The sequence below is a fragment of the Micromonospora sp. HK10 genome, from assembly GCF_000982955.1.
Classification (GTDB): Bacteria; Actinomycetota; Actinomycetes; order Mycobacteriales; family Micromonosporaceae; genus Micromonospora.
Genome location: NZ_KQ058890.1, coordinates 1 through 26,575, shown reverse-complemented (window position 1 = coordinate 26,575; position 26,575 = coordinate 1). Strand labels below are relative to the sequence as shown.

Genomic DNA, 26,575 nt, shown 5'->3' with positions numbered 1-26,575 from the left:
CCGGCCGCCGTCCGGAGGTCGAACCGGTCAGATCACCCCGGAGGGGATCAGAATGCCTCCTCCGGGAGGTCCATGATCTCCAGGTCGGTGCCCTCGATGATCCGCCGGTCCGCGCCGATGCGGGGCAGCACCTCGCGGGCGAAGAACCGGGCGGCGGCCACCTTGCCGGTGTAGAACGCCTTGTCGGTCGCGGAGACCTCGCCACCGAGCGCCTTCAACGCAACGTCCGCCTGCTTCTGCAACAGCCAGCCGACCACCAGGTCGCCGATGGCCAGCAGGAACCGGCGGCTGCTCAGGCCGACCTTGTAGAGCGCGCGGGTGTCACCGGCCTGCGCCTCGCCCAGCCAGCCGGTCATCACACCGAGGATGTTCTGGATCTCGGCGAGCGCCTTGCCGAGCGCCTGCCGCTCCTCCTTGAGCTGGCCGTTGCCGGCCTCGGAGGTGATGTGCTCCTGGATCTCGGCGGCGACCGCCATCAGGGCCTTGCCGTTGTCCCGGACGATCTTCCGGAAGATCAGGTCGAGGCTCTGGATGGCCGTGGTGCCCTCATAGAGGGTGTCGATCTTGGCGTCCCGGACGTACTGCTCCAGCGGGTAGTCCTGGAGGAAGCCGGAGCCGCCGAAGGTCTGCAGCGCCTCGTGGCCGAGCAGCTCGTACGCCCGCTCCGAGCCGACGCCCTTGACCAGCGGCAGGAGCAGGTCGTTGACCCGCTTGGCCAGCTTGGTGCCCTTCTCGTCACCGGCCGCCTCGGCGATGGCGACCTTGTCCTGCCAGCTGGCGGTGTAGCAGACCAGCGCGCGCAGGCCTTCGGCGTACGACTTCTGCAGGAGCAGCGAGCGGCGCACGTCCGGGTGGTGGGTGATGGTCACCCGGGGCGCGGTCTTGTCGGCCTGCTGGATCAGGTCGGCGCCCTGCACCCGGTTCTTGGCGTACTCCAGGGCGTTCAGGTAGCCGGTGGAGAGGGTGGCGATGGCCTTGGTGCCGACCAGCATCCGGGCGTACTCGATGATCATGAACATCTGCCGGATGCCGTCGTGCTTCTCGCCCAGCAGCCAGCCCTTGGCCGGTACGCCGTGCTCGCCGAAGGTCAGCTCGCAGGTGTTGGAGACCTTCAGGCCCATCTTGTGCTCGACGTTGGTGGCGTAGACGCCGTTGCGCTCGCCCAGCTCGCCGGTCTCGGCGTCGAAGTGGTACTTCGGCACGACGAACAGCGACAGGCCCTTGGTGCCCGGGCCGCCGACGCCCTCCACGCCGACCGGGCGGGCCAGCACGTAGTGGACGATGTTGTCGCTCAGGTCGTGCTCACCGGAGGTGATGAAGCGCTTCACGCCCTCGATGTGCCACGAGCCGTCGGGCTGCTGGATCGCCCGGGTGCGGCCGGCGCCCACGTCCGAGCCGGCGTCCGGCTCGGTCAGCACCATGGTCGAGCCCCACTGCTTCTCGATGAACAGCCGGGCCCACTTCTTCTGCTCCTCGGTGCCCTCGACGTGCAGCACGTGCGCGAAGGACGGGCCGGAGGCGTACATCCAGATCGGGGCGTTGGCACCGAGCACCAGCTCGGCCAGGGACCACCAGAGGGCGCGCGGGGCGTTGGTGCCGCCCAGCACCTCGGGCAGGTCCAGCCGCCAGAACTCGGAGTCCATGAACGCCTGGAACGACTTCTTGAACGACTCGGGCAGCGGCGCGGTGTGCGTCGCCGGGTCGAAGACCGGCGGGTTGCGGTCGCTGTCCGTGTAGCTGGCGGCCAGATCCTCGCGGGCCAGGCGCTCCACCTCGGAGAGGAAACTACGGGCGGTGTCGACGTCCAGGTCCGTGAACGGCGCCTGGCCGAACGTCCGGTCCGCCCCGAAGACCTCGAACAGGTTGAACTCGAGGTCCCGGAGGTTGCTCTTGTAGTGGGTCATGCTCGCTGGCCCCGCTTCCGGACAGGTGTTACCGATCAGTAACCGCGACTCTATTACTCGTCGGTAGCCAACGACAAGCCGATCTCCGAAGTGACAGCGATTACACAGTCCCGGTTCACCCGACGGTACGGCCCGGATCAGCTCTCCGCCGCGCCCACTTCCCAGCTCGGCACGGCCGCCGTCACGCCGCTGCGGGGGCCGGCGTACTCCATCAGGACCAGCGCGATGTCGTCGTCCAGCCGGCCGTGCACCCACTCGACCAGCGCGGTCTCCAGCGAGGCCAGCCCGTCGGCGACCGTGCCGTGCCCGAGCAGCCGCCAGGCCCGGTCGGCCGTGGGGAAGAACTCGCCGTCCCGCCGGGCCTCGCCGAGGCCGTCGGTGAAGAGCAGCAGCCGGTCGCCGGGCTCCAGCCGCTCCACCCGGGGCCGGACCACCGGCATGAAGCCCAGCGGCGGCGCCGGGGCCGGCGGTTCGAGCGGGATCACCTCGCCCCGGCGCAGCAGCAGCGGCGCCGGGTGCCCGCAGTTCACGATCGTGAGGGTGCCGCCCCGCTCCTCGACCAGTGCGGCGGTGACGAAGTCCTCGTCACCCACGTTGCGGGCCACCGCCCGGTCCAGGTCGGTCACCACCGCGCGCAGGTCCGCCCGCTCGTACGCCACGTGCCGGTAGGAGCCGAGGACGATGCTGGCCAGCCGGACCGCGTCGAGTCCCTTGCCGCGGACATCCCCGATGATCATGCGGACGCCGTACGGGGTGTCCATCGCCTCGTACAGGTCGCCGCCGATCTCCGCGGTCGCGGTGGACGAGATGTACCGGGCAGCCACCGCCACGGTCCCCACCTCCGGGCCGAGCGGCCGGAGCACCGCCTGCTGGGCGACCGCGGCGAGCCGGGACAGCTCGCCGATCTGCTCGGCCTGCCGCTGGCGTACCGCCGCCACGGCGGCCGCGATCGCGGCGGCGAGGGCGACGGCCGCGACGTTGACGGCGGTGACCAGGGAGGCGGTCCGCTCGACGAGCGCGAAGGCCGCGGCGATGCCGGTGGCCAGGACACCGAGCGCGAGCACCACCCGCCAGGACGCCAACGCGGCGGCGAGCAGCGGCGCGGCCACCATCAGCGCCAGGTAGTGCGCGGCCCGGCCGTCCGCCAGCTCGACGGCGGAGACGGCCGCGAGCAGCGCGAGGGCCGCGCCGAGTCCGGCGCGGGATCCGGGGCTCAGTGGGCCGCGGCCCGACTGGAAGGGATGCGTGCGTACATCGGACAGCATGCCTGATGGACGTGAACGCGTGAATGAAGCTGGCCCGTCGTCCGAGAAGGTTCTGCCCGGCCGGTCCACCACGCCGGCCCGATCGCCGCCGGCCACCGGGTCAGCCGAGGACCTCGTAGCGGACCGTCACCTCGCCCAGACTGGTGGCGGCGATGGCCGCGAAGGCGGCGCGGGACAGGTCGAGGCAGCGGCCGTCGATGTACGGGCCCCGGTCGTTGATCCGCACCACGACCGACTTGCCGTTGGCCGGGTTGGTCACCCGCACCCGGGTGTTGAACGGCAGCGTCTTGTGCGCGGCGGTCAGCGCGTCCGGGTTGAACGTCTCGCCGTTCGCGGTCATCTGCCCCTCGTCGTAGAAGGACGCGCCGCAACTGCCGCTGTCGACGACCTTCGGGGCGGGGGTGGTCTTCTTCGCCGTGGGCTTCGGGCTGGAGGTCCGCGCCTTGCTCCGGGACGCCGCCTGGGTCCGGGTCGCCTTCGGGCTCGCGGTCGGGGAAGGGCTGCCGCTCGGCGCGGCCGACGGGCTGGGCGGGAGCGAGGTCGGGCTGGGCGCGAGGGTGCTGGGCAGGGCCTCGACGACGGCGGGCTCGGCGGCGGGCTCGGCCGCGGTGAGCCGCACCGCGCCGACGGTGCCGCCGACGGCGAGCACCACGCCGACGGCCGCGGTCGCGGCGATGCCGGCGGGCGAGGAGAACTTGCGGGTACGAAGGTGCCTAGCAGCCACCGCCCGGTCCTTTCGTCAGCGGAACAAACCGGGTGGGACCGTAACGAGAGAAGCACTTCCGACGTCAACGTGATCATGGTGGTATGCCCATATTTCCCCGGATACGTGTAGCCGATCGAGCCGGTACCGGTCGGCCGTTCGGCCGAAGGAGCCCTGGCCGAAGCCGTACCGCCCGGCCTGGCGGCGGTGCCCGAGGATGGACGACGTGCTACGCCGACGCCTGATCGAGCTGTTCCGCTGGGTCGACCCCGGCCCGGACAGCAGCCACCTGGTCAGCGACATCTCCGCCTGGTGGCGGGATCCGACCGTGCTGGCCGGCCTCGGGCCCGCCCTGGCCGGCCTCTGCCCCGCCGCCCGCCCGACCGTGGTGATCGCCCCCGAGGTGACCGGGCTGCTGCTCGGACCGCTGGTCGCGGTGGCCACCGGGGCCGGCTTCCTGCCCGCGTACAAGGACGGGGGCGAGCGGCGGCGGCTGGGCGCGACGCGCTGGGCCGAGACGCCACCGGACCACCGGGGCCGGCGACTGCGCCTCGGCGTCGACGGGGACCGGCTGAGCCCCGACGACCGGGTGCTGCTGGTCGACGACTGGGTGGACAGCGGCGCCCAGATCGAGGCGCTGGGCCGGCTGGTCGCGGCCACCGGGGCGCGGGTGGTCGGCGCCGCCGCCCTCGTGGCGACCTGTCCGCCCGAGGTCGCCGCCCGACTCGGGCTGCGCGCGCTGCTCACCGGAGATTCGCTGCCCGGCTGACGCTTGACCTCAACGGCGGTTCACCATCGAGGATCGCCGCATGGACGACGGCATTCTGGACGAGGCGTACCAACGGCTGCACCGGACCGGCCCCGAGTTCGAGGGCTGGCTCTCCAACCACGGACCGATGGCGGCCGAGGCGCTGGTCCGGCACGGGCACGGCAACCGCGTGCACCGCTGGCTGGACGGCTACCTGCGCCGGTTGGACGAGCTGCCGCGCGGGCTGCGACCGGTCGACGACTGGCGGGCCGCGCTGGGCGACCCGAAGCGGGCCGGTGACTGGCTCGCCCACTTCGACCGCGAGCTGCGCGAACACCCGTGGCAGGAGGTGCTCGGCCGGTGGTGGCCGCGGCTGCTGCCGGGCATCGCGGCCGGAGCCACCCACGGGGTGATCCGGGTCGGGCACGCGGTCCGGGTACTGCGTACCGACGGGGTGAACCCGGCCCGCCTCGCCGAGCTGGGCCAGGCGCTCGGCTACTGGGCCGCCCGCTGGCAGCCGGTGCCCGCCGCCGGCCCGCTCACCGGCCGCTCGGACGTGGCCACGGCACTGGCCGGGGTGCCCCGCATCCCCGAGCAGACCGGCGGCATCCGGCAACGGCTGGCCCGGCTGCCGGACGTACCGGACTGGTCCGGCGCGGCGGCGGCGCTGCGCCCGCCGGCCGACCCGGCGGAGGCCGAACGGACGCTCACCGAGCTGGCGTACCGGGCCGGACTGGACTACCTGCGCTTCGGGCACGGCAACCCGGTGATGCTGGTGCACGCGGTGACCGCGCCGACCGCGGTGCTCCGCGCCCTGCCGGCCCTGGATCCGGCGCTATGGGCGCCGAGCGTCGCCGCGGCCTGGTCGGCCACGGCCGCCGTGACCTCGGTGTACGCCCCATCGACACCGGCCGCGCCGCGACCTGCCACGGTCGCCTCCGAGCCGGCGGAGGTGTTCGCCCGGGCGGCCCGGCACGGCGACGAGCACGTGGTGAAGCTGGCCGACGCGGTGCTCGACGCGTACGCGACGAGCGGGGACGCGACGGTGCTGACCGCCGCGGCCTACGCCGGGCACCTCATCTGACCAGGCCTTCCAGCACCGGGCAGGGGGAAATCCCGCGACGGTTGGGCGGGCGGCCACTAGCCTCGGCAGGATGTGGCCCCGGATCGGTGGACTGCGTACCCTCGCTCTCGGCAACCCCGGTGAGATGCGCGCCAACCTGAACGCCCTCGTGCTGGCCGGCGTGAAGACCGCCACCGCCGGCCTGCTGACCGACGAGTACGCGACGGAGAACGAGGAACTGGAGCACGTCGGCGAGCGGCTGGCCCTGGTCGACGACCACGACGCGCTGCTCGGCGTCGTCGAGGTCACCGGCGTCGAGGTGGTCCGCTTCGCCGACGTGCCCTGGGAGTTCGCCCGCGCCGAGGGTGAGGGTGACCGGTCGATCGAGGAGTGGCGGGAGGGCCACCGCCGCTACTGGACCGGGGTGGGCTTCCCGGTCGACGACGACAGCCAGGTGGTGTGCATCCGGTTCCGGCTGGTCTCCGCCGGCGACGGCGGCATCGCCACCGGCGACCTGGGCACCTGACCCGGCCCTGGGCGCGGCCCTGCCGGGCGCCGGCGGTCGCAGCCGAGCGGTCCCGCCGGACCCGGACCGTCAGAGCCGGCGCAGCTCGGGCAGCAGGTCCGCCGCCGCCACCAGCACCGCCTCGTCGCCCGCGTACCAGCTGCTGGCCCGGGGCCAGTGCGTGACCACGTCGGTGAAGCCCAGCCGGGCCGCGCGGGCGACCTGCTCGGCGAAGAAGTCGACGTTGCTGAGCGAGAAGACCGGTGCCGAGTCGAGCGAGAGGTAGCGGTCCAGGGTGGCCGGGTCCCGCCCCGCCGTCGCCAGCGTCTCGTCCATCCGGCCGGCCAGGTCGGCCACCGAGGACCACCAGGCCTCCAGGTCGTCGCCGCCGAGGCCGGTGGTCACCCAGCCCTGGCCGTACCGGGCGACCAGGCGCATCGAGCGGGGCCCGTTCGCGGCGACCACGAACGGCACCCGGGGCCGCTGGACGCAGCCGGGATTGCTCCGGGCGTCGACCGCGGCGAACCACTCGCCACGCCAGGTGGTGCCGTCCTCCCGGAGGATCAGGTCCAGCAGCTCGGTGAACTCGGCGAACCGGTCGACCCGCTGCCGGGGCGGCAGGGTCTCCCCGCCGAGCACGGTGGCGTCGAACCCGATGCCGCCCGCGCCGAGCCCCAGCAGCAGCCGGCCGCCCGAGACATCGTCCAGCGCGGTCACCTGGCGGGCGAAGGCCGCCGGGTGCCGGAAGTTGGGCGACGCGACCAGGGTGCCGAGCCGGACCCGGGAGGTGACCGTGGCGGCGGCGGTCAACGTGGTCATCGAGTCGAACCAGGGACCGTCGACCAGGTCCCGCCAGCCCAGGTGGTCGTAGGTCCAGGCGTGGTCGAAGCCCCACTCGTCGGCCTGCCGCCAGCGCCGCTGCGAGTCCGCCCAGCGCTGGTCGGGCAGGATCACGATGCCAATCCGCATGATCGCCAGGGTACGTCCCGGGTCGGACACTAACCGGTGACCACGTCGGCCACCACGCAGGCGATGTTGTCCGGGGCGCCGCCGGCGTACGCCAGCTCGACCAGGCGCCCGGCGGCGGTCTCCGGATCCTCGGCGTCGGCCAGCGTGGCGCGCAGCGTCTCCGGGGCCACCACCGCGGAAAGCCCGTCGGAGCAGAGCAGATAGCGGTCCCCGGCCAGCGCGGTCCGTAGCGCCAGGTCGGCCTCGACCGGTGCGCCGGCCCCGAGCGCCCGGGACAGCAGCGCCCGCTGCGGGTGGGCCGCGGCCTCGGCCGGGGTCAGGTTTCCCTGGTCCACCTGCGACTGCACGTAGGTATGGTCCTGGGTCAGCCGGGACAGCTCGCCCCCGCGCAGCAGGTACGCCCGGGTGTCCCCGACGTGCACCAGCGCCAGCTGGGTGCCCCGCCGCAGGACCGCGGTGAGGGTGGTGACCGGCCGATGCTCGCCGGTGCCGTGCGCGCGTACCGTCCGCTCGGCGGCGGCCACCGCGTCGGCCAGCGTGCCGAGCAGCTCCGCGGCCGGGGCGTCGGCCAGTTCCAGCGGCCGGAGCGCGTCCACGGCGGCGGTGCTGGCCGCGGCGCCGCCCGGACCGCGCATCCCGTCCGCGACGGCGAGCAGGGCGTCACTGGCGTACGCGGTGTCCTCGTTGGAGTCGCGGACCGCGCCGGTCTCGCAGCGTACGGCGTACCGGAAGGTGGTTTCGGACATGATGGTGCTCCTCTCGGTGAGCTGGTCGACGAGGAGCGCGACGGCGCGGCCGCGGGCCGCCGTGTCGGCGCTGACCCGGCGCCACCAGCCGTCGACGGCCTCGGCGGCCGCCTCGGGAGCCAGACCGCAGACGGTCCGGATCTCGGCCAGTGGCATGCCGGCCCGCCGCAGGGCGGCGATCAGCCGGGCCCGGTCGAGTTGCGCCGGCGCGTAGTAGCGGTAGCCCGAGTGCGGGTCGACCGCGGCCGGGGCGAGCAGCCCCAGCTCGTCGTAGAGCCGCAGCGCCTTGGCCGTCAGCCGGGCCGCCCGCGCGAACGCACCGATGGTCAGCAACCGCACCGTCCCACCCTCCTCGTGCCGGTCCCGGTGACCGGCACGACCCACGCTGGGCCTTGCCGCAGGGGCAGGGTCAAGGGATTGACGATGTATCGATCAGTTATATATGTTGCCTGTGTGACTCAGATGCGTGAGCCGACGTTCCTGATCCTCACCGCGCTCGCCGCCGGTCCCCGGCACGGCTACGGGATCATCCAGGAGGTGACCGCGCTCTCCGAGCAGCGCGTCACCCTGCTGCCCGGCACGCTCTACACCGCGCTCGACCGGCTGACCGCCCAGGGCCTCGTGGAGCCCGACCGGGAAGAGGTGGTGGACGGCCGGCTCCGCCGCTACTACCGGCTCACCCCGCCGGGCCTCGACGCCCTCCGCGCCGAGACCACCCGGCTGCGCCAGCTCGCCACCGCCGCCGAGACCCGGCTGCGCGCCCTACACCCCCGCACCACCTGATCCCATCCCCGCCCGCCCCGCCCGTGACGAAGGGGAGACCCGTGCCGCTCACCCACCACTACCGTCGGCTCCTGCTCGCCTACCCCCGGCCCTACCGGCGGGAACGCGGCGAGGAACTGCTCGGCCTGCTGCTGGACACCACCCCGCCGGGACGGACCCGACCCACCGTCGCCGCCGCGCTCAACCTGCTCCGCAACGGGCTCCGCTGCCGCCTCGGCCGGCCCGCCAGCCGCACCGTCGTCGCCTGGGCCGCCCTCACCGCGCTCACCTGCGGCCTGTTCACCGCCGCCCTCGCCGCCCGCGCCGCCTGGGAAACCTCCCGGCCCCAGCCCGACCGGGCGGAAGCCGCCGCCACGCTCGCCAGCACGCTGCCCGGTCACCGCGCCATCCGGATCGACAGCGCCGGCGCCCTCTTCGAGGTCGGCGGCGAACCCGTCGGCGTGCGGGGCCTGCCCTGGCTGCTGGTGCGCGGGCGCGCCTACCAGGAAGGCAGCACGGTGGTGTCCGCCACCAACCGGCCGCTGACCACCCCGACGCAGCTTCTCGACACGGCCCGGCAGCGGCTGACCGAGGCCGGCTGGCAGGTCTCGCCGACGGCCAGGCGTACGGGCGGCATCGGAGCCCGCGGCGGACCCGACGTCGAGCTGACCGCCACCCGGGGCGACACCGCCCTGCGGCTGGTGCTGCCGACCGCCGCCGCCGGCTCGTCCCTCACCCTGGAGCTGCGCCGGACGACCCCGCCGGCGGTCCTGCCGGCCGCGGTGGTCGCCGGCCTCGCGGGCGCGCTGACCGGCTGGTTCATCTTCGGCTGGGCGAGCCGGCGCAGCCAGTCCCGGCGGGAGGTGGCCATCCTCTACTGGATCACCATGTGGCTCTGGGCCGGGCCGGCGCTGGCCGCCGCGCCGGTCCTCCTGCTGCACCAGGTGCGACTGCCGCACCCGCAGTGGCACCCGCTCTGGGAGTGGCTCGGCCTGCCCACCGCTTCGCCCCTCTTCCTGCTCGGCCTGCTCTGCGCGTCGGCCGCCCTGATCCGGGCCGCCCGGCCCGGCCCGCGACCCGAGCCGCTGCCCCGACCCGCCACCGCCTGAGCGGACGCGCATCCCGCCGACCGGTCATCCCGTCACCCGCCGCTGCCCGTCACTCAGTGGGCGACGGCTCCTTGATGGCCGGCGCCGGCGCGGTCCGCTCCATCGGCTGCCACGCCTGCCGGACCGGGCGGCGAGTCATCAGCATCCGGCGGAAGGCGTTGAGGAACAGGGTCGACATCGCCGGATCCTGGTCGAGTGCGCCGGCGAACGTGATCGAGGAGGCGCTGAAGACCATCGCCCCGTTGGGCTTCTCCAGGAAGACCATGGCCGCGCCGCCGCCGTCATTCTCACCCCGGGCGATGACCTGGTACTCGGCGGCCTCACCGGCCAGGCCGCGCAGGCCGTCCACCTCCCAGCCGCTGGCCGCCCCGTTGTAGCCGGTGGCGCCGAACCTGCTGCCCACGATGAGGCCGGTGCCGGCGAGCAGCGGGTGGTCGTTGACGACGCGGTACGGGGCGTAGTTCCCGGAGTGGTAGTAGTTCGTGCCCAGCAGTTGTGAGGCGGGCAGCCCCAACTCCGGGTAGATGTCGCGCCCGCCGGTGGACCGGCGGTACGTGACCGTGGTCCGGCCGCTGTCCACCCGGACCCGCTCGTAGATGCCGTTGCCACCCGCGTAGATGATGTGCCCGCCGCCCGCCTGGTAGTTGACCAGGTGCTGCCGCATCGCCTCGGACCAGTACTCGGGGTGGCTGCCGAGCACGAGCACCCGGTAGGAGGAGAGCCAACTGCCGGAGGCGTGCAGGTCGACGTCGTCGTAACAGTCGAAGAGGAACCCCTGCCGCGACATCCAGCGCATCAGCAGCAGGTCGGAGTAGAGGGTGTGATCGGGCATCCCGGGGTCGTCCACGTTGAGTTCGGTGGACGGCCGCCGCAGGGTGAGCGGACGCAGGCCCGGCCAGTCGGTGCAGTACTGGTTGTGCCCGCCCCACCCGTTGTAGGCGTTGTAGGTGAAGGTGGGCAGCAGCACGGCGACCCGATTGGTGGGGGCGACCGGGCGCACGATGAAGGGCACGTACCGGTACAGCTGGTCGGGCCCCTCCAGCCGAGCCGCGTAGAGGCCGGGCTGGCAGTCGGCCGGAATGGGGAACTGCACCCGGTCGGCCCAACGGCAGCCGGAGACGAGGTACCCGATTGGCAGCGCCTGCACCCCACCGCTCACCTTGACCGGGGCGGACACCACCTCCGGCGCGCCCGGGTTGGGTGCCAGCCGGACCAGGGACGCGGTGAGGGACGAGAAACCGGTCGAGACCGCGATCCGGGCCGTCGCACCCTGGGTCACGCTCGTCGTGTTGGCGTACCCCTGCAGGGCCGCCCGGGTCTGGATCGTCCAACCGCTGGCGACCTTCCGGGCGGATCCGCTGTTGATCCAGATCCCCTTCCCGTCGGTCCCGGCCGTCTTGTAGTTCGACAGCCGGTGGTACATCAGGATGCCGGTCTGCTTGTTCGCGGCCGGGTCCGGCGAGACGGTGTAGAGCGACCCCTGACCGGTGAACCACACGCCGTCGTTGAGGCCGCAGTCCCGGAACCCGGTGCGGAGCTGGAGCGGCGTGCGCCCGGGCACCCAGCGGCCGTCCTGGTACCGATACCAGAGGAGGGTGCCGTAGCTGTTTGCGTAGATGACCCCGTCGGTGTCGGCGTGCAGCAGCTTGCCGGCGAACCCGGTGCCGATCCGGCGCGCCTCGACCGTCCAGCCCTGGAGCTGCGGGTCGTACTGGTGCAGGAACAGATCACCGGCGCGGTTCTGGCCGTAGATCACACCGTTGAAGCCGGACACCAGGGGGTACCGGTCGAAACCGTCGCCGATCCTGCCGGCGGTCGTCCAGGTCCCGGCGCCGGTCGTCGCGTCCGTGAGGTGGTAGCGGTGGTAATGGACCGAGCCGTCGCCGCGGACGCCGTACAGCGAGCCGTCGACGCCGCCGAGGACGGTGCGGAACTGGTTCCACCCGGTGCCGATCCGGCGACCCGAACCGCTCGCCCAGGTGGCCGCCCCGGTCTGCCAGCCGATGTGCCGGTACCAGAGCAGCGCGCCGTCCGGCTGGATCGCGTAGATGACGCCGTTGCCGCCACCGACCAGCCGGATGAACCGTTGCTGCGGGTCGAACGCCGGCACGGCGGCCGATCCGCTCTCCGGCAGCGCGAGCGTGGCGGCGGGCACGGACGCGGCGATGATCGCACCGTCGCGCAACACCCGCCGGCGCGGCAGTCCCCCCGCGTGCGGCGTGTCCTTCATGGCTGCCTCCCCCGTTCGACGCCCGTTCGCCGCAGCAACCTACGCGCGCCGTGGGGAAGCGGCGGACCGCATCCGGCTACTTACTGAGCAATCAGTCCGTTCCGGGAGGCACGTCCGCCGGATCAAGCGGTCACTTCTGCCGGACGGGGGGATTGACGTACGCCGGTCACCCCATCCACGGTCTCCCACTTCACCCGCCGTACCCGGACACGCAGCGAGGGGCCCGGTCTCGCGACCGGGCCCCTCGTCTCTACCGTGCAATCAGCGCTTGGCCGGCCGCTCCTGCAGCGCGTTGGCCGCCGCGAGCGCCTCTTCCGGCGTACGCATGGTGCTGGCGTCCGCCTTGGCGCCGGTGGCGTCGGTCGAGCGCAGGCTGGCCGAGCCCGTCTTGGCCGGCGCCAGCGGCAGCCCGACATCCGTCGTGTTGGTCAGGAAGGACGATCCGAGCGGGCCACCGATCCAGCTACCCATCTGGTTCCGCTGGGTGTCGTTCACGACCGCCGCCGAGCCGAAGATCAGGCCGGTACGGATCGAACCGCTCGCCTCGTCCAGGCCCCAGATGGTCTCGGGGCTGAGCGCGGTCCCGGTGCCGTAGGTGAGCAGCAGCGGGCCGTTGACCCGGCCCATCAGGGCACCGCCGGAAAGGGCGTCCGGCCAGTCCATGCCGGTGGCGAGACCGGCGTAGTTGTGCCCACCGAAGAAGGTCCAGGCAACCTCGTACCCGGTGTGGAACCGGTTGTCGCCGACCACCTTGCCGACGTCCTCGTGGTTCGCGTCGCCGTACGCCTTCGTGGCCTGCCAGCCGGACAGGCCGATGCCGAAGAGGGTGCGGGTGTCGACCGGCAGCGTGTCGAGGAAGGCCTTGGTGGCCGCCGGCATCTTGGCGTCGTTGGTCAGCACCACTACGGCGTCACCACCGTAGGAGCCGGCCGCGGCGCCCGCCGCCAGGGCGTCGGGGAAGTTCATCCCGGTCGCCGCCAGCACCAGGGCCGGGTTCGGGTTGATCTCGCGGGCGATCGCCACCGAGGTGCTGAACCGGTCGGTGCCGGCGAGCCGGACCGGGTTGAAGCCGAGGGCCTTGACCGCGTTGAAGACGGTCGCCGAGAGAGCGCCCTCGCTGCCGAGCACGTACACGGTGCTGCCCGGGGCCAGCGCCCGCTTGAGCTCGTTGGCGGTGTCCGGCTGCAGCGAGGCGGGCGGGGTCATCAGCAGCGGACCCCCCTTGGCGGCGGCGAGCGCCGAGCCGGAGAGCGCGTCGGCGAAGGTGTCCGACCGGGACAGCACGGCCACCTTGGCCTGCTCGCGGTCGTCGCCGGTGGCACCGTTGGTGGCCCAGTGCGACTGCGAGGCCGAGGTGGCGGTGGTGAACCGGCTGGTGCCGGCGAGGCGGACCACCCGGTCCTTGTTGCGCGGCTGGTACGCCGGCACCCCGGCGGCGCCGGAGACCACGGTCGGCGACCCGGCCTGCGAGCCGTCGACCAGGGCCGTGGCCACGCCGGTGTCCCGGCTGAAGGCGACCCGGGTGCCGTCCGGCGACCAGGTCGGGTTGTCGTTCGTGGTGCCGCTCGCCACCACGACCTCGTTCTCGCCGAGCAGGTCGGAGACGACGATCTGGCCATTGCGGACGAACGCCACGTGCTTGCCGTCGGGGGCGATGGCCGGGTTCGACCCGTTGTCGTCGACGAGGCTGATGTTCTGACCGATCGGGTTGTAGAGCATGACCGCCGACTGGCCGGTCGGCTCGCCCTTACCGTCGTCGTCCTGCCGCTGGAACACCACGAGACCCTGGACGCCGCCGTCCGGGTTCCGGTAGTGCTCGCCGTCGTTGGGGGTGAGCTGGCTGCCGAGCCAGTTCGACGAGCTGGGGGCCACCCGGATGACCCAGCGGTCATCGTCGTCCGGGCCCTTCTCGGCCCAGACGACGCTGCTGCCGTTGCCGCGCCAGGACACGCTGCTCCGGATCGCGCCATCCTCCGGCGGGAGGATGTAGAGGATGTCGCCCGCGCCGTTGAAGCGGATCGAGGAGATGCCGCCGTCCTGGTCGATGTAGGCGGCCCGGCCGCCGTCCGGCGACCATGCCGCACCGGTCATCGTGTGGTACGGGTTCTTGAGCGAGGTACGGGACGAGTCGCCGTAGAACTTCATGACGTTGGCGCCGTCGGAGGTGGTCAGGACGCTGCCCGTGCCCGGCAGGCTGGCCTGGGCCGGGCCGGTGGCCGCGAAGGCGGTCGAGCCCACCGCGAGGGCGGAGGCGAGTGCCGTCGCCCTACGAAGAGAACGTGAACGCAAGGGAACTCCCTGCTGAGAAAGTGCGCCGTAGCAGTTCACCCGTCCGCCGGCTGTTCCGGCGCGGGGCGGCGCGTGCTCCCGACACCATAGAAGGTGGCGGACGATTCCGCTGCCCCGGTCGCCGTCATATTGATCACCGGGCCGTTCGGGGGAGGTGGGATTGGTGCGAGCGGATTGGCATCGACCGCCGCCCGGACGAACTCGCGTACCCGGGCAGTGGTGTTGCTGGCCAGCCAGACCGGGCCGCGCAGGATCGGCGGCGCGTCCCGGATCGGCACGTACACGATGTCGGGCCGGGCGTAGTAGTGCCGCGCCTGTTCGCCGACCGGCAGCACGCCCCGCCCCATCGCGACCAGGGCCAGCAGCTCGGAGAAGGTGTTGCCGGCCGGTCCCTTCGGCACCGGCCGGCCCGCGGGAGTCCGGTCCGGGGTGCGGTCGCGCTTGAACTCGGCGGAGGTCACCGCCGGGTACTGCACGACCGGATGGTCACCCAGCACCTCCAGCGACACCGACTCGGCGCCGGCCAGCGGGTGGTCCGCGGCCACCGCGAGGACCCGGTTCTCGCGGAGCAGCGCGGGCCCGTTGGCCATCCCGTCGAAGGGGTACGACGCGATGAGCACGTCGAGCGAGCCGTCGCGCAGGCTCGACCGGGTGGTGACCAGCGACGCCTCGTGGACATGCACCACGCACTCCGGGTGCCGCTCGCCGAAGAGGCTGACCGCCCGCAGCAGCGCCGGCGCGGTCGACTCACCGACGTACGCCACCCGCAGCTCGCCGGTGATCCCCCGACCGGCCGCCACGGCCCGCTCGACGGCGGCGGCCATCCCGGCCACCAGCGGGCGCAGGTCCGTGGCGAGTTGGGTGCCGATCGGGGTGAGCCGGACGACCCGGCTGGTGCGCTCGAAGAGCGGCGCGCCGATCCGGCGTTCCAGCTTGCGCACCACGTGGCTGATCCGTCCCGTGGTCACCCGCAACCGCTCGGCGGTCCGGCCGAAGTGCAGCTCCTCGGACAGCGTCAGGAACGTCTCGATCTCGTACCGCTCCAGCATCCCGCCCCCACCGTTGAATCGTGGTCAACGATCGTAGCCCGATCGCGGCTTGGTCCGAGCCGCTGACCGGACCAGGGTGGAGGTGACCCCTTCGACGAGAGGAAGCCCGATGGACTCCGTGACCGCATACCTGGCCGGCCTGCCCGAGCCACTGCGCGAGGTCGGCGAGAAGCTGCGTACCGTCATCGACGCCGGGTTGCCGACGGCCACCGCCGCCGTGTGGCACGGCCACCCGGTCTGGGGGACCGGCGACCGGCCGGGCCAGGCACCGATCTGCCTGCTGAAGGCGTACGCCGGTTACGTCACCTTCGGGCTGTGGCGCGGACAGGACATCGTGGACGGCACCGGCCGGCTGGCGCCCGGCGCGCGGCGGATGGCCTCGGTCCGGCTCCGCACCCTCGACGAGATCGACCCGGTGCTGTTCACCGGCTGGCTGCGCGCGGCGGACGGGCTGGCCGACCGGTGAGCCGCGTGAAAGTGACCGGCTTCGACCACCTGGTGCTCACCGTCGCCGCGATCGAGCCGGCCCTGGACTTCTACTGCGGCACCCTCGGCCTCGAACCGGTCCGGGTGGACCGGTGGCGGGCCGGGGAGGCACCATTCCCCTCGGTACGGGTGAACGCCGACACCATCATCGACCTGGTGGAGGGCGAGCCGAGCGGGTCGAACGTCGACCACTTCTGCCTGGTCGTCGAGCCGCTGGACTGGCAGTCGGTGATCGACTCGGGGAGGTTCACGGTGCTGACCGGGCCGGTGTCGCGGTTCGGCGCCCGCGGCACCGCCACCTCGATCTACGTACGCGATCCGGACGGCAACACCGTCGAGCTGCGCTGGTATCCGCAATGACGAGGGGCCCGGCCACACCCGGCCGGGCCCCTCGTGCCGCGATGCGGCTCAGCCGGCCAGCCGCGCCCGGCGCGCCGCCTCGGCCTTCTCGTCCGCCACGCCGCCGGTCCGGTCCGCCCGAGCGGTCAGGGCCGGCGCGGTGCGGAACCCGGTCAGATCCGTCGGGTTGACCACCGTGCGGGCCCCCGCCGGGCCGCCGAGCCAGGACCCGACCTGCCCGAGCTGACGGTCGGTGACCGCGCCCGCCGAACCGAAGACCACACCGGTCCGCACCGCGCCGCTGGTCTCGTCCAGGGTGGACCGGCACGCCGCGCCGAGGTCGGTGGCCGTGCCCGGAGTGAGCAGCAGCGGGCCGTCGAGCGTGCCCATCAGCGCCCCACCGGCGAGCGCGTCCGGCCAGTCCAGGCCGGTGGCGACGCCGGCGTAGCGCTGGCCCTCGAAGAAGATCTTCGCGACCTGCGAGGCCGTGTCGAACCGGTCGTCACCGATCACCTCCAAGGCGTCGGTGTCGTACGACTTCGCCGCCTGCGCCCCGGACCGGCCGATGCCGAAGATGGTCAGGTCGGGGCCGAGCGAGTCGAGGTAGTCGCGGCTGGCCTGCGGCATCACGCCGTCGTTGGTCAGCATCACCACGGCGCGCGGAATGTCGGCGAAGTCGTAGTTCCGGGCCGCCGCGCCGGCGGCCAGGGCGTCCGGGAAGTCCATCCCGGTGGCCACGAAGATCATCGCGAGGTTGTCGGGCTCGGGTCGCATCTCCCGGGCGATGGCCACGGCGGTGGCGAACCGGTCCGGCCCGGCCAGCCGGCGCACCTGGTAGCCCAGCGCGGTGACCTGATCCGCCACCTGGGTGGAGAGCGCACCGGGGCTGCCCAGCAGGTAGACGGTGCCGCCCGGAGCCAGCACCCGGGTCAGCTCGGCGGCGGTGTCCGCCTGGAGGGCGGTCGGCGGCGTCAGCAGCAGCGGGCCGTGCTTGGCCGCGGCCAGCGCGGAGCCGCCGAGCGCGTCGGCGAAGGTGTCCGAGCGGGACAGCACCACGGTCCGGGCCCGCTCGCGCGGGTCGGCCTGGTCGGCGGCGCTCGCCCAGTGCGACCGCGAGATCGCCGTACCGGTGGTGAACCGGTTGCTGCCGGAGAGCCGGGCCACCCGGTCCGCGTTGCGCGGCTGGTAGGCGGGCACCCCGGCGGCGTCCGAGACGATCTTCGGCTGGTCGCCGGCCACGATGCCGACGGTGCCGACCTTGCCCTCCTGGCTGTACGCGATCGTCCAGCCGTCCGGGGACCAGGCCGGGTTGTCGCGGAACGGCGGGCTACCCGCCACCACCCACTCGCTGCCTCCGGTCAGGTCGGACACCACGATCTGGCCGTCCCGGACGAAGGCGACCCGGGTGCCGTCCGGTGACAGCGCCGGGTTCGCACCGTTGGAGCTGACCAGCGAAACCCGGCTGCCGTCGGGCTTGCGCGGGTCGTACAGCATGACCGCCGGGCGGCCCGTCGGGTTTCCCGCACCGTCGTCGTCCTCGCGCTGGAACACCACCAGCCCGTTCGGGCCGCCGTCCGGGTTCCGGTAGTGCTTGCCGGTGCCGTACGGCGAGATCTGCTCCGAGGCGACGCTCCAGGTGCTCGGGCCGATCCGGATGGTCCACCGCTGGTCGAAGTCCCACTTCTCGGCCCAGACGATGCTGCCGCCGTCGCCCACCCAGGAGGTGCCCGCCCGCTGGTTGCCCGAGATCGGCGCGATGGCGACGTCCGCCACGCTCGCCGCTCCCGTCCAGCGCACCGACCGGATGCGCTGGTCGGGGCTCAGGTAGATCATCCGGCTGCCGTCCGGCGACCACGACACGTCCCGCATCGCCTCACCGACCGGGCTGGTCAGCGTGGTCCGGGACGAGTCGCCCAGGATCCGCACCGTGCTGCTGCCGTTGCCGATGGTCAGCACGTTGCCGCTGCCGGGCAGGCTGGCGGAGGCGGGCGGTGCCGCGGCGACCAGGGCGCCCGACGCGATCACGAGGGCCGCGGCGAATCCGCCGGACCGCCGAAGTGGATGTCGAGACAAAGAGAAACCCCCGTTGCGGAAACGGTCGCGGACCGCGGGTCGCCGGCTGTCGCGGCGGCGGGGACGACGCGTACGGGCCACCACTGTAGAGAAAACGTTTCGCCCGTGCTGCCCCCATTTCGTGCCTCACCAGGGTCAGCGAGCCGCCTCCACGTCCCCTAGAGTCCGAGGCACGCGCCGTTCGGGCGCCCGCTTTCTGACTCCTCCCGTGCGAGAGGAAGTTGTGTTGCCTCCACACCTGACCCGCCGGCCGGTCGCCCTGGCCGCCGTCTCCCTCCTCGTCGCCGGGACCGCGGCGGTCACCGCGGGCGCGGCCCCGGCCACCGCCGGGCACAGCGGCACCGCGGCGATGCTCTCCGCGAGCGACGGCGGCTCCGCCATCACCTTCGCCGACGGCACCACCGTGCGCAGCACCTCGTTCGTGCGGGTCGGGTACGCCGCGTGGTCCCCCGACGGCAGCCTGGCCGCCTTCGTCACCCAGTTCGGCGACATCCGTACCCTCCGCCACGACGACGCCGACACCGGCTTCTCCATCGCCCCGCCCGGCCAGCAGACGGAACGCCGCGACCCGCACTGGATCGGCGACAGCACCAGCATCGTCTGGTCGGCGAAGCCGGCCGGCGACCGCTGGCGGCTGGAGCTGAACACCCCCGAGTGCTGCGACAACGACCCGATCCAGGTCTCACCCAGCGACGGCCGGCACTACCTGAACCCGGACACCGCCGACAGCCAGCAGGTGGTGGCCCAACGGCAGGCCGACGACGGCGCCGGCAACCCGACCGGCACCCCGGAGATCGGCTTCGTCAGCGGGAGCGGCTTCACCCGCATCGCCGGTGACGCCGCCAACCCGGCGCTCTCTCCGGACGGCAGCCGGGTGGCGTTCGTCCGCGGCGGCCAGATCTGGGTCGCCGACACCTCCGGCGGCGGTCTGGTCCAGGTGACGTCGAACGCCGTCGCCCACGACAACCCGGACTGGTCGCCGGACGGCACCACCATCGCGTTCAACCAGTGCACCGGGACCTCGACCGTCGCGACCGCGCCGGCCGACGGCAGCCGGGCCACCGCGCCGCAGGTTGTGGCGGGGCTCAGCGGTGTCCCCGCGTACCAGCCCCGGCGGCGGGACCACGTGGTGCGGCTCGCCGGGGCGGACCGCTTCGGTACGGCGGTCGCGGCCTCCCGGTCCTACTGGGGCACCGCCGGTGACGCGGCCGACAAACGGCCGCGCGCCGGCTCCGCCGTCCTGACCCGGTCGGACACCTTCGCCGACGCGCTGGGCGGATCGGCGCTGGCGGCGGCGAAACGGGGCCCGCTGCTGATGACGCCGCCGGACCGGCTCAACGCGGCGACGGCCGCGGAGATCAAGCGGGTGCTGCCGCCCGGTGGCACGGTCTTTCTCCTCGGCAGCACCGGCGCGCTCGCGCAGAGCGTCCAGGACCAGATCGCCGCCCTCGGCTACCGGCCCATCCGGCTCGCCGGAGCGGACCGGTTCGCCACCGCGACCGCCATCGCCAACCTGATCGATCCGACGCCCGACCTGATCCTCGCCGCCACCGGCATGGACTTCCCGGACGCGCTCACCGCCGGTGCGGCCGCCGGCTCCCGCTACGGCGGCGGCACGTCGGCCGTGGTCGTCCTCACCAACGACGGGAAGCTGCCGCCGGCCACCAAGGCGTACCTGGACGCCCACGCCGGCTCCGGCGCGCTGTACAGCATCGGCCGGCAGGCGGTGGCCGCCACCGCGCCGTACGAGGCGACCGAGCTGTGGGGCGACGACCGGTTCGGCACGGCGGCCAAGGTGAACTGGACCTTCTTCGGTCGGGGCCACCACGTCGGCCTGGTCACCGCGATGAACTGGCCGGACGCGCTGGCCGGCGGGGCGCTCATGGCGCAGCTCAACGGCCCGCTGCTGCTGACCGCCGGCGCCAACGGCAGTCTCCACCCGGACGCCTGGCTGTACGGCAGCTACTACGGCGGGTCGGTGCACACCGCCCTGGTCTTCGGCTCCTCGGCCGTCGTCGGTGACGCGGAGGCGGCCCAGCTCGGCGGTGCGCTCAGCGGACCGCTCCGCTACGACGTGACCACCAACGGCACCGTCACCGCCGGCATCGCACCGGCCGCCGCAACCGGGCCGCCGGCCGCCGTGGACCCCGACAGCCTGCGGGTCACCGGCAGCTAGCCACGGACCGCACGCCAGCGGGGCCCGGCCGGTGCGGCCGGGCCCCGCTGCGTCCCCGGTCCGCTGCGTCCTCGCCCCGGGTCGGCTGTTGTTAGCGTTCCCCGATGCCCGAACTCCAGCGCCTCGCCGCCCGGCACGCCCCCGCGCTGCTCCGCTTCGAACGGGAGAACCGGGCCTGGTTCGCCCGGTCCGTGCCCGACCGGGGGGACGACTACTTCGCCGAGTTCGACGCCCGGCACGCGGCCCTGCTGGCCGAACAGGCCACCGGTGCGTGCCACTTCCATCTGCTGGTCGACGACGACGGCACGGTGCTGGGCCGGTTCAACCTGGTCGACGTGGCCGACGGCAGCGCCGAGCTGGGCTACCGGGTGGCCGAGCGGGCCGCCGGGCGCGGCCTGGCCCAGCAGGGCGTACGCCGCCTCGGCGAGCTGGCCCGCGACCGGTACGGGCTGCACCGGCTGGTCGCGTCCGCGGCGCTGGCCAATCCGGCGTCGCTCGCGGTGCTGCGGCGGACCGGGTTCGTTCCGGTCGAGGAGATCCTGCTCGTCGGCCAGCCGGCCCTGCGGCACGTCCTGGACCTGATGCGCTGATCCGGCCCGCGCTCCGGGTCAGCGACGGTTCCGCGACCGGACGGCCCAGGCGCCGCCGACGATCGCCGCGGCGACCGGCAACAGGCAGCAGATCGTCAGGATCACCAGATGCCACGGCTTGACAGCTCCCATGGGCGCGAGAGTAGTGGCCGCCGTCCACGTCGCTGGCCCCGGCGACACGCCGCGTCCGCGCGGGGTCGCACCGGGTCAGTGGTCGCGCTTCTGCACGAACTTGACCTGGTGGCCGTCCGGATCGCGGACCCACGCGTAGTGCAGCCGTCCGTCCGGCGAGTCGATCGGGGGTACGACGCTCGTGGCGCCCGCCGCCAGGGCCCGGTCGTAGTACGCGTCGGTGTCCTCGCACCAGAGCACGAGTTCGGTCGACGGGTTGCCGCCCGGCTCCACCCCGAGACCCATGAGGGCGTTGGCGACCGGCGCCGAGGTCAGCCCGATCCGCACCCCGGCAGCCTCGACCTCGACGTGTTCGACGGGGCCCGTACCCGGTGCCCGGAACGCTTCGACCAGCCCGAGGCGGGTGTAGAAGGTGAGACAGGCGTCCACGTCGCGGCAGAACATGTTGATCTGGACCTGGGTGGGGACGGTCGTCATGGCAGGACCCTATCCGCAGTCCGGGTCGCGCCGGGGTATGGAACAGCGCCGGTCGGTCCCGTCGGCTCGCGTCCACTGAGGGCCGGCCGCCGGGTTCAGGGCCATCCGTCCGCATCGACGCTCGCTAGGATCTCCCGCATGGCTGACGCTGTCGTCGTCCCCGGCGCCCTGTTCGGGCCGGCCGCTCCGCTGCTGATGTACGCCGGCGACGTGGCGGCGCAACGCGGCGCGACGGTGCATCGGTACTCGTGGTCTGGGGAGTTTCCGCAGCTGGATCAGCCCGGGATCGAGAGCTGGGTCGGTGGCGAGATCGCCCCGCTGGTGGACAGCGTCGGCGGGCGCCCCCTGCTGATCGGCAAGTCGCTCGGCACGAACGCGGCGGCGGTGGCCGCCGACAGGTCCCTGCCCGCCGTGTGGCTCACACCCCTGCTGACCCTGCCCTGGGTGGCCGCCGCGCTGGGTCGGGCGACCGCGCCGTTCCTGCTGGTGGGTGGCACCGCCGACCGGCTCTGGGACGGTGACCTCGCCCGGCGGCTGTCGCCGCACGTGCTGGAGGTGGCGGGCGCCGACCACGGCATGTACGTGCCCGGCCCGCTGACCGGGTCGATCGCCGTGCTGGGCCGGGTCGTGGTCGCCGTGGAAGAGTTCCTCGACGGGATCGGCTGGCCGAGCCCGTAATCCCCGCGCCGGGCCGGTTCCATGTCAGGATCCCCGCCATGCGTCTTTCGTCCGGCCTGCTCGTCGCGTCCGGCGTGGCCGGTCTGCTCTCGGTTGCGGCGGCGCTGCTCGCCATGACCGCGGCGTCGCTGCAGTTCGGCCTGACCATGCTGCTCGCCCTGCTCGGCTACGTGCTGGTGAGCCGAGCCGCGCGCCGGGTGAGGTGGACCGTCGCCGCCGGTGTCGGGTTGTTTGCCGTGGTGGCGGCGATCAGGCTGTTCTGGTACCAGGAGCAGGTCGACACCGCAGGCTGGCTGACCTACGGCCAAGAGTTGACGAAGACGTCCATGGTGGCAGGCTGGCGGGAGCAGATCGACCGGGAGAGGTTGGCCGCGCTGGGGCTGGCGCTCGGCGTTCTCTGTCTCGCGGCCGCTGCGTGGGCGCTGCCCGCGCGCGGCCGGCGGCGGGGCATCGCGACGACGGTCCTCGCGCTGCTGCTACTCGCCTGGTTCGGGCTGACCGCCGTGCGTGAGTTCAGCCGCTATCCGCTGTTCGAACTGCTGGGGACGGTGTGGCCGGCGCTGGCCGCCGTCCTCCTGGCCGTGGGGGCGCTCGCGCTGTCGGGCCGGCGGGCCGACCGGCGTTGGCTGCTCCCGGTGGGGTGGCTCCTGCTGTCCCTCGAAGCGGCTCGCGGCTACTCGGACCTCGCCGCGAGGTGGTCCGGCTGGTGGGTGGTGACCAGGCCGGCCGACGGGGTCTTCATGGAGGTAGGGGTGGCGGTGAGCCGGACGGCGGCCGACTCCCTCCAGGTGTCCGACGCCGCAGAGCTGGCCGTCGCACTCGCCGGCGCCGGCCTGGTAGCCGTCGGCGCGGTGCGCGGTTCCCGCGACCGCTCACCAGCAGACCAGGTCGGGCCGGCGTGCTGATGCCGGCGCCCGCCGCCCGATCGTCAGGAGCGGTAGCGGGTGGCCAGTTGCGGGGACTGGCCGCCGAACGCGGCGAGGTCGGCGTCGAACACCCGCTGGAGGAGGTCGTTCTGCTCGACGCCCGGCGCGGTGACGGTCTCGCCGAGCTCGAAGCCACGCAGGCTCGCGGTGACAACGTCGGCCGCGCTCATCCGCGGGGCGGCGCTGAGGTCCATGCCCTGCCGTTCGTGGAACTCGGTCGCGACGACGCCCGGACAGAGCGCTTGGACGTGGATCCCGTGCGGCGACAGCTCGGCGTGCAGCGTCTGCGACAGGGCGACGCTGTGCGCGAGACTGGCCGCGTACACGGCACGGCGCAGCGGGACCTGCTCCAGGCTCGCCGGGCCGCTGAACGCGATCATCCCGGACACGTTGACGATCCGTCCGCCGCCCCGGGCGATCATGCCGGGGGTGATCGCGCGGGTCAGCAGGGTCGGCGCGAGCACCTTCACCCCGACCAGTTCCGCGGCCTGCTCCGGCGGAAGCTCGGCGAACGCCCGGTAGTGCGCCACACCGGCGTTGTTGACCAGCATCGTCACCGGCTGGTCCGCGACCGCGGCGACGACCTGCTCGATGCCGTCCCGCGTGGCCAGGTCCGCGACCACCGGCCGCACGATGACCTCCGGAAACTCGGCGGCCAACTCGTCGAGTCGCTCCCGTCGGCGCCCGACCGCGATCAGCGACACCCCCTGCGCCGCCAGTCGGCGCGCGTACTCGCGGCCGATCCCGGACGACGCACCGGTCACCAGTGCCAGCCCAGTCACAGTTCTTCCCTTCGTTCACCGCCGCACCGCGGCGTGGCGAGCGCCCGTACCCCCGGTGGGAAGCCGGTCGCGCCTGCCCTGTCACCGATGGTGGTCCCGCCGCTGTCACCGTGGGTATGCCCCCGACATAGTGGTCCCCGCAGGGCTACGACCAGCCCCCTTCCGGCGATCTACGCTGAAGGACATGGCCTCCGGCAGGAACCTGCTCGGCGACTACCTGCGCGCCCACCGCGCCCGGGTACGTCCCGATCAGGTTGGCCTGCCCGACACGGGTAACCGCCGAGTTCCGGGCCTGCGCCGGGCGGAAGTGGCCCTCCTCGCCGGGATCAGCCCCGACTACTACCTCCGCCTCGAGCAGGGCCGCGACCGGCACCCCTCGCCGCAGGTCCTGGAAGCCCTCGCTCGGGTCTTCGGGCTCGACCCGACCGGGACCGCCTACCTGCTCTCCCTCACCGGACAGTCCCCGGCGCGGGCCCGCCGACGTCCGCGTGAAACCGTCCCGGAGAGCATCCGGAAGCTCCTGGTGTCCCTGCACCTGCCCGCTTTCGTCGAGGGCCGCTATCTCGACGTGCTGGACGCCAACCCGCTCGCCACCGCGCTCTCCCCCCGGCTCGCCCCGGGGGAGAACCGTCTTCGCGCGGTCTTCCTCGACCCGGCCGAACGAGCCCTCTACCCGGACTGGGACGACACGACCGCCCGGCTCGTCGCCGGCTTCCGCCGCTCCGTCGGGCGCTGACCCCGGTCGGCCTCGTCCTGGCGGATCCAGTTCCGCAACGCCTCGTGATGCACCCCAAGCTGCCGCGCCAGCTGCCGGATCACGGGCTTCGGGTCCGACTCCCGATACAAGCGCACCGCACGTTCACGCAGCTCATCGGGGTACTTCTTCGGTGCTGCCACGGATGACTCCCTTCAGCTCCATCAGAGCATGATCGAAAGCCTCCGAGCTACCGGGGGAACCTCAAAGTCAGGTGTCACGGGCGTCCACGCTTAGCCAGGAGAAACCGCCGGAACAGCCGGCCGGGCCGTAACGGCACGCCGACGGTAGGGGAGCCGGTCACGGCTCCTGCCCGCTCGTGCCCACCCGGTACACCGGCTACTGGCACGCCGTGGCCGTCTGATCCGTAGGACCGTCCGGGGTCAGCCGGTACCTACCTCGCTTGTGGTCGGCGTTCACCTGGTGGCGGCTCTTGGCGTCGCGCATGGGCCAGCTCGGCAGGGTTTCGCGCTCCTATGGGTCGGGCAGAAGCCTGCCGTGACCGCCGTCGATGAGCCTCCCCCGGTCGAGTTCCGTCACTCGACGCGCCGTCAGTTCGTGCCACTGGTTGGCGCACTGCTCGTCGCCGCGGCAATGGTCGCCGCCATCAACCTGATATCTGGGCGGCAGTGGTGGAACGGGCTGCCGATGATCCCGATGTACGGGGTGATTTTTGGGGTCTGCCAGCGCGTGGCCCGCCCAGAGGCATCTGGCTATCAGGCACGGCTGCCTTTGCGGCTCACCGTGGAGCATCTACAGGTAGCCGGTCCAGACAACCTCACCTTGGCTGTCGATTGGTCGAACATCTCCCGGGCCGAGATTCGAGGACGGTTGCAGGCATTCCTGGTGATCGAACCGGTCGACCCGGACCAGACCCAACCGGCGCTGGAGAGATGGCAATGGACGGGGCATGGGCAGAGCGGCCCTTACGAGATCGTGGTTCCGCTCGCCTACATGACACCGGGCCGCGACGTGCTGCGCCGCGAGTTGGCCCGCCGGCTGCCCGCCTCGATCGTGAACCCGAACTGATGGAGGGGCGACCATGACAGGGAGCCAGAGCAAGGTGGGCAGTGCGTCGGAATGGCTGCTGATTCCGGTGCTGCCGGCGGGCGGTGTGATCGGGCTGTAGGCCGCTGGTGGTCAGGGAATCGACGAGCTCGGCGTGCCTGGTCTGCACTCCGACGGATCATGAGATCAAGCAGAGGGCGTTACCGGGGACCGCAGGCCGAGCCACTGTTCGGCGTCCCAGGCCTGAAACCGCTCTACCTCGGTGAACCCCAGCTTCGCCGCGAGGCGCATCGAGCCGACGTTGGCGGTCTGGGTGGTGAGCACCACCGGCTCGCCGGGGAGGACTCCGTCGAACCAGTCGAGGGCCGCCGCGCACGCCTCGGCGGCGTACCCGAACCCCCACGCCCGCGGCAGGAACAGGTAACCGAGGTCGGCCTTCCCCACGGCAGCCGGGCGACGGCTCCCGGTTGCTCTCCTGAGCAGGAGATGGCCGATCATTGCTCCGTCGAGTTCAACGGCGAAACTCCCGGGCCACCGCTCGGGCACCTCGGGCATCTCGGGACGAGCAGGGAGACCGGGAGGAAGCGTGGCCAGTGGCCCGCGGATGGCATGTCCGGGCGCTGCTGGCCCTCGCAGGTTCGAAGGCCCTGGCCGGGACCGTCGTCCTGGCCAGGGCCTCGATCGTGGAGCGGGTGACGGGAATCGAACCCGCACTGTCAGCTTGGGAATTGTCGATCTTCGGCGGGCCACCGGCTTGGCGGCCTGGTCTCGGCAGTCTCCCGTGGCCTCGGCTGACTGTGAGCATGGCGGGG

Annotated in this window: 26 protein-coding genes; 13 read left to right on the top strand and 13 right to left on the bottom strand. The window is 73.0% G+C overall.

Going from position 1 to position 26,575, the window contains the following annotated elements; all coding sequences use genetic code 11:
* Positions 1–47 precede the first annotated feature (47 nt).
* From LQ51_RS28110 to LQ51_RS28100, 3 genes are all read right to left on the bottom strand, one after another.
* Positions 48–1,904 carry an acyl-CoA dehydrogenase gene (locus tag LQ51_RS28110; RefSeq protein WP_046570908.1) on the bottom strand — a complete coding sequence of 619 codons (1,857 nt, stop codon included), beginning with the start codon at positions 1,902–1,904 and terminating at the stop codon, positions 48–50.
* Between the two features lie 137 nt (positions 1,905–2,041).
* The gene (locus LQ51_RS28105; protein ID WP_046570906.1) at positions 2,042–3,169 is read right to left on the bottom strand and encodes a PP2C family protein-serine/threonine phosphatase; all 1,128 of its coding nucleotides are present in this window, start codon (positions 3,167–3,169) and stop codon (positions 2,042–2,044) included.
* A gap of 100 nt (positions 3,170–3,269) precedes the next feature.
* Positions 3,270–3,893 (bottom strand): septal ring lytic transglycosylase RlpA family protein, encoded by a 624-nt coding sequence (locus LQ51_RS28100; protein ID WP_046570905.1) that lies wholly within the window; start codon positions 3,891–3,893, stop codon positions 3,270–3,272.
* Between the two features lie 196 nt (positions 3,894–4,089).
* Between LQ51_RS28100 and LQ51_RS28095 the strand changes: the two genes are divergently transcribed.
* From LQ51_RS28095 to LQ51_RS28085, 3 genes are all read left to right on the top strand, one after another.
* Positions 4,090–4,641, top strand: a complete 552-nt coding sequence (locus LQ51_RS28095; protein ID WP_046570903.1) for a phosphoribosyltransferase — start codon at positions 4,090–4,092, stop codon at positions 4,639–4,641.
* A 40-nt stretch (positions 4,642–4,681) separates the two neighbouring features.
* Positions 4,682–5,704, top strand: coding sequence for a questin oxidase family protein (locus LQ51_RS28090; protein ID WP_046570901.1), 1,023 nt, complete (start codon positions 4,682–4,684; stop codon positions 5,702–5,704).
* 70 nt (positions 5,705–5,774) lie between these two features.
* Positions 5,775–6,209, top strand: coding sequence for an ASCH domain-containing protein (locus LQ51_RS28085; RefSeq protein ID WP_046570899.1), 435 nt, complete (start codon positions 5,775–5,777; stop codon positions 6,207–6,209).
* A gap of 69 nt (positions 6,210–6,278) precedes the next feature.
* Here the strand turns inward: LQ51_RS28085 and LQ51_RS28080 are convergent, their stop codons facing one another.
* Positions 6,279–7,157, bottom strand: a complete 879-nt coding sequence (locus LQ51_RS28080; protein ID WP_046570916.1) for an LLM class flavin-dependent oxidoreductase — start codon at positions 7,155–7,157, stop codon at positions 6,279–6,281.
* Positions 7,158–7,186: 29 nt separating this feature from the next.
* Positions 7,187–8,242 (bottom strand): MerR family transcriptional regulator, encoded by a 1,056-nt coding sequence (locus tag LQ51_RS28075; RefSeq protein WP_046570898.1) that lies wholly within the window; start codon positions 8,240–8,242, stop codon positions 7,187–7,189.
* A 123-nt stretch (positions 8,243–8,365) separates the two neighbouring features.
* On the opposite strand from LQ51_RS28075, the gene LQ51_RS28070 reads away from it, so the two are divergent.
* Both LQ51_RS28070 and LQ51_RS28065 read left to right on the top strand, forming a co-directional pair.
* Positions 8,366–8,686, top strand: coding sequence for a PadR family transcriptional regulator (locus LQ51_RS28070; RefSeq protein WP_046570896.1), 321 nt, complete (start codon positions 8,366–8,368; stop codon positions 8,684–8,686).
* Positions 8,687–8,727: 41 nt separating this feature from the next.
* Complete coding sequence (locus tag LQ51_RS28065; RefSeq protein WP_046570894.1) at positions 8,728–9,774, top strand: hypothetical protein; 1,047 nt, start codon at positions 8,728–8,730, stop codon at positions 9,772–9,774.
* Between the two features lie 49 nt (positions 9,775–9,823).
* Here the strand turns inward: LQ51_RS28065 and LQ51_RS28060 are convergent, their stop codons facing one another.
* The 3 genes from LQ51_RS28060 to LQ51_RS28050 form a co-directional block, all read right to left on the bottom strand.
* Positions 9,824–12,004, bottom strand: coding sequence for a N,N-dimethylformamidase beta subunit family domain-containing protein (locus LQ51_RS28060; protein WP_052745091.1), 2,181 nt, complete (start codon positions 12,002–12,004; stop codon positions 9,824–9,826).
* A gap of 261 nt (positions 12,005–12,265) precedes the next feature.
* Positions 12,266–14,293, bottom strand: a complete 2,028-nt coding sequence (locus LQ51_RS28055) for a cell wall-binding repeat-containing protein (RefSeq protein WP_156313269.1) — start codon at positions 14,291–14,293, stop codon at positions 12,266–12,268.
* A gap of 35 nt (positions 14,294–14,328) precedes the next feature.
* Positions 14,329–15,342, bottom strand: a complete 1,014-nt coding sequence (locus tag LQ51_RS28050) for a LysR family transcriptional regulator (RefSeq protein ID WP_082159699.1) — start codon at positions 15,340–15,342, stop codon at positions 14,329–14,331.
* Positions 15,343–15,451: 109 nt separating this feature from the next.
* Here LQ51_RS28050 and LQ51_RS28045 point away from each other — a divergent pair, with 109 nt between their 5' ends.
* Together LQ51_RS28045 and LQ51_RS28040 are read left to right on the top strand one after the other, a co-directional pair.
* Positions 15,452–15,808, top strand: a complete 357-nt coding sequence (locus LQ51_RS28045; RefSeq protein WP_046570890.1) for a DUF1801 domain-containing protein — start codon at positions 15,452–15,454, stop codon at positions 15,806–15,808.
* A complete protein-coding gene (locus LQ51_RS28040) occupies positions 15,805–16,188 on the top strand; it encodes a VOC family protein (RefSeq protein WP_197087940.1) in 384 nt (127 codons plus the stop codon). Before LQ51_RS28045 ends, LQ51_RS28040 begins: the two co-directional genes overlap by 4 nt.
* Before the next feature lie 48 nt (positions 16,189–16,236).
* On the opposite strand, the gene LQ51_RS28035 is transcribed toward LQ51_RS28040, so the two are convergent.
* Positions 16,237–18,192, bottom strand: a complete 1,956-nt coding sequence (locus tag LQ51_RS28035) for a cell wall-binding repeat-containing protein (RefSeq protein WP_046570888.1) — start codon at positions 18,190–18,192, stop codon at positions 16,237–16,239.
* A gap of 274 nt (positions 18,193–18,466) precedes the next feature.
* On the opposite strand from LQ51_RS28035, the gene LQ51_RS28030 reads away from it, so the two are divergent.
* Entirely contained in the window at positions 18,467–20,416 is a 1,950-nt protein-coding gene (locus tag LQ51_RS28030) for a cell wall-binding repeat-containing protein (protein ID WP_197087939.1), read from the top strand.
* A gap of 104 nt (positions 20,417–20,520) precedes the next feature.
* The gene (locus LQ51_RS28025; RefSeq protein WP_046570884.1) at positions 20,521–21,006 is read left to right on the top strand and encodes a GNAT family N-acetyltransferase; all 486 of its coding nucleotides are present in this window, start codon (positions 20,521–20,523) and stop codon (positions 21,004–21,006) included.
* Positions 21,007–21,213: 207 nt separating this feature from the next.
* Here LQ51_RS28025 and LQ51_RS28020 read toward each other — a convergent pair whose 3' ends face one another.
* Positions 21,214–21,615: a VOC family protein gene (locus LQ51_RS28020; RefSeq protein ID WP_046570882.1), complete on the bottom strand. Its 402-nt coding sequence runs from the start codon at positions 21,613–21,615 to the stop codon at positions 21,214–21,216.
* 138 nt (positions 21,616–21,753) lie between these two features.
* Here LQ51_RS28020 and LQ51_RS28015 point away from each other — a divergent pair, with 138 nt between their 5' ends.
* Both LQ51_RS28015 and LQ51_RS28010 read left to right on the top strand, forming a co-directional pair.
* Positions 21,754–22,293 carry an alpha/beta fold hydrolase gene (locus tag LQ51_RS28015; RefSeq protein ID WP_046570879.1) on the top strand — a complete coding sequence of 180 codons (540 nt, stop codon included), beginning with the start codon at positions 21,754–21,756 and terminating at the stop codon, positions 22,291–22,293.
* Positions 22,294–22,331: 38 nt separating this feature from the next.
* The gene (locus tag LQ51_RS28010) at positions 22,332–23,198 is read left to right on the top strand and encodes a hypothetical protein (RefSeq protein WP_046570877.1); all 867 of its coding nucleotides are present in this window, start codon (positions 22,332–22,334) and stop codon (positions 23,196–23,198) included.
* Positions 23,199–23,221: 23 nt separating this feature from the next.
* Here the strand turns inward: LQ51_RS28010 and LQ51_RS28005 are convergent, their stop codons facing one another.
* A complete protein-coding gene (locus tag LQ51_RS28005) occupies positions 23,222–24,001 on the bottom strand; it encodes an SDR family NAD(P)-dependent oxidoreductase (protein ID WP_046570876.1) in 780 nt (259 codons plus the stop codon).
* A 184-nt stretch (positions 24,002–24,185) separates the two neighbouring features.
* Here LQ51_RS28005 and LQ51_RS28000 point away from each other — a divergent pair, with 184 nt between their 5' ends.
* Entirely contained in the window at positions 24,186–24,737 is a 552-nt protein-coding gene (locus LQ51_RS28000) for a helix-turn-helix domain-containing protein (protein WP_052745090.1), read from the top strand.
* Here the strand turns inward: LQ51_RS28000 and LQ51_RS34665 are convergent.
* Complete coding sequence (locus LQ51_RS34665) at positions 24,671–24,898, bottom strand: transposase (protein WP_156313268.1); 228 nt, start codon at positions 24,896–24,898, stop codon at positions 24,671–24,673. The two genes, LQ51_RS28000 and LQ51_RS34665, sit on opposite strands and share 67 nt — an antisense overlap.
* 355 nt (positions 24,899–25,253) lie before the next feature.
* On the opposite strand from LQ51_RS34665, the gene LQ51_RS27995 reads away from it, so the two are divergent.
* The gene (locus tag LQ51_RS27995) at positions 25,254–25,784 is read left to right on the top strand and encodes a hypothetical protein (RefSeq protein ID WP_156313267.1); all 531 of its coding nucleotides are present in this window, start codon (positions 25,254–25,256) and stop codon (positions 25,782–25,784) included.
* Between the two features lie 165 nt (positions 25,785–25,949).
* Here the strand turns inward: LQ51_RS27995 and LQ51_RS27990 are convergent, their stop codons facing one another.
* Complete coding sequence (locus LQ51_RS27990; RefSeq protein WP_255352261.1) at positions 25,950–26,318, bottom strand: GNAT family N-acetyltransferase; 369 nt, start codon at positions 26,316–26,318, stop codon at positions 25,950–25,952.
* Positions 26,319–26,575 lie beyond the last annotated feature (257 nt).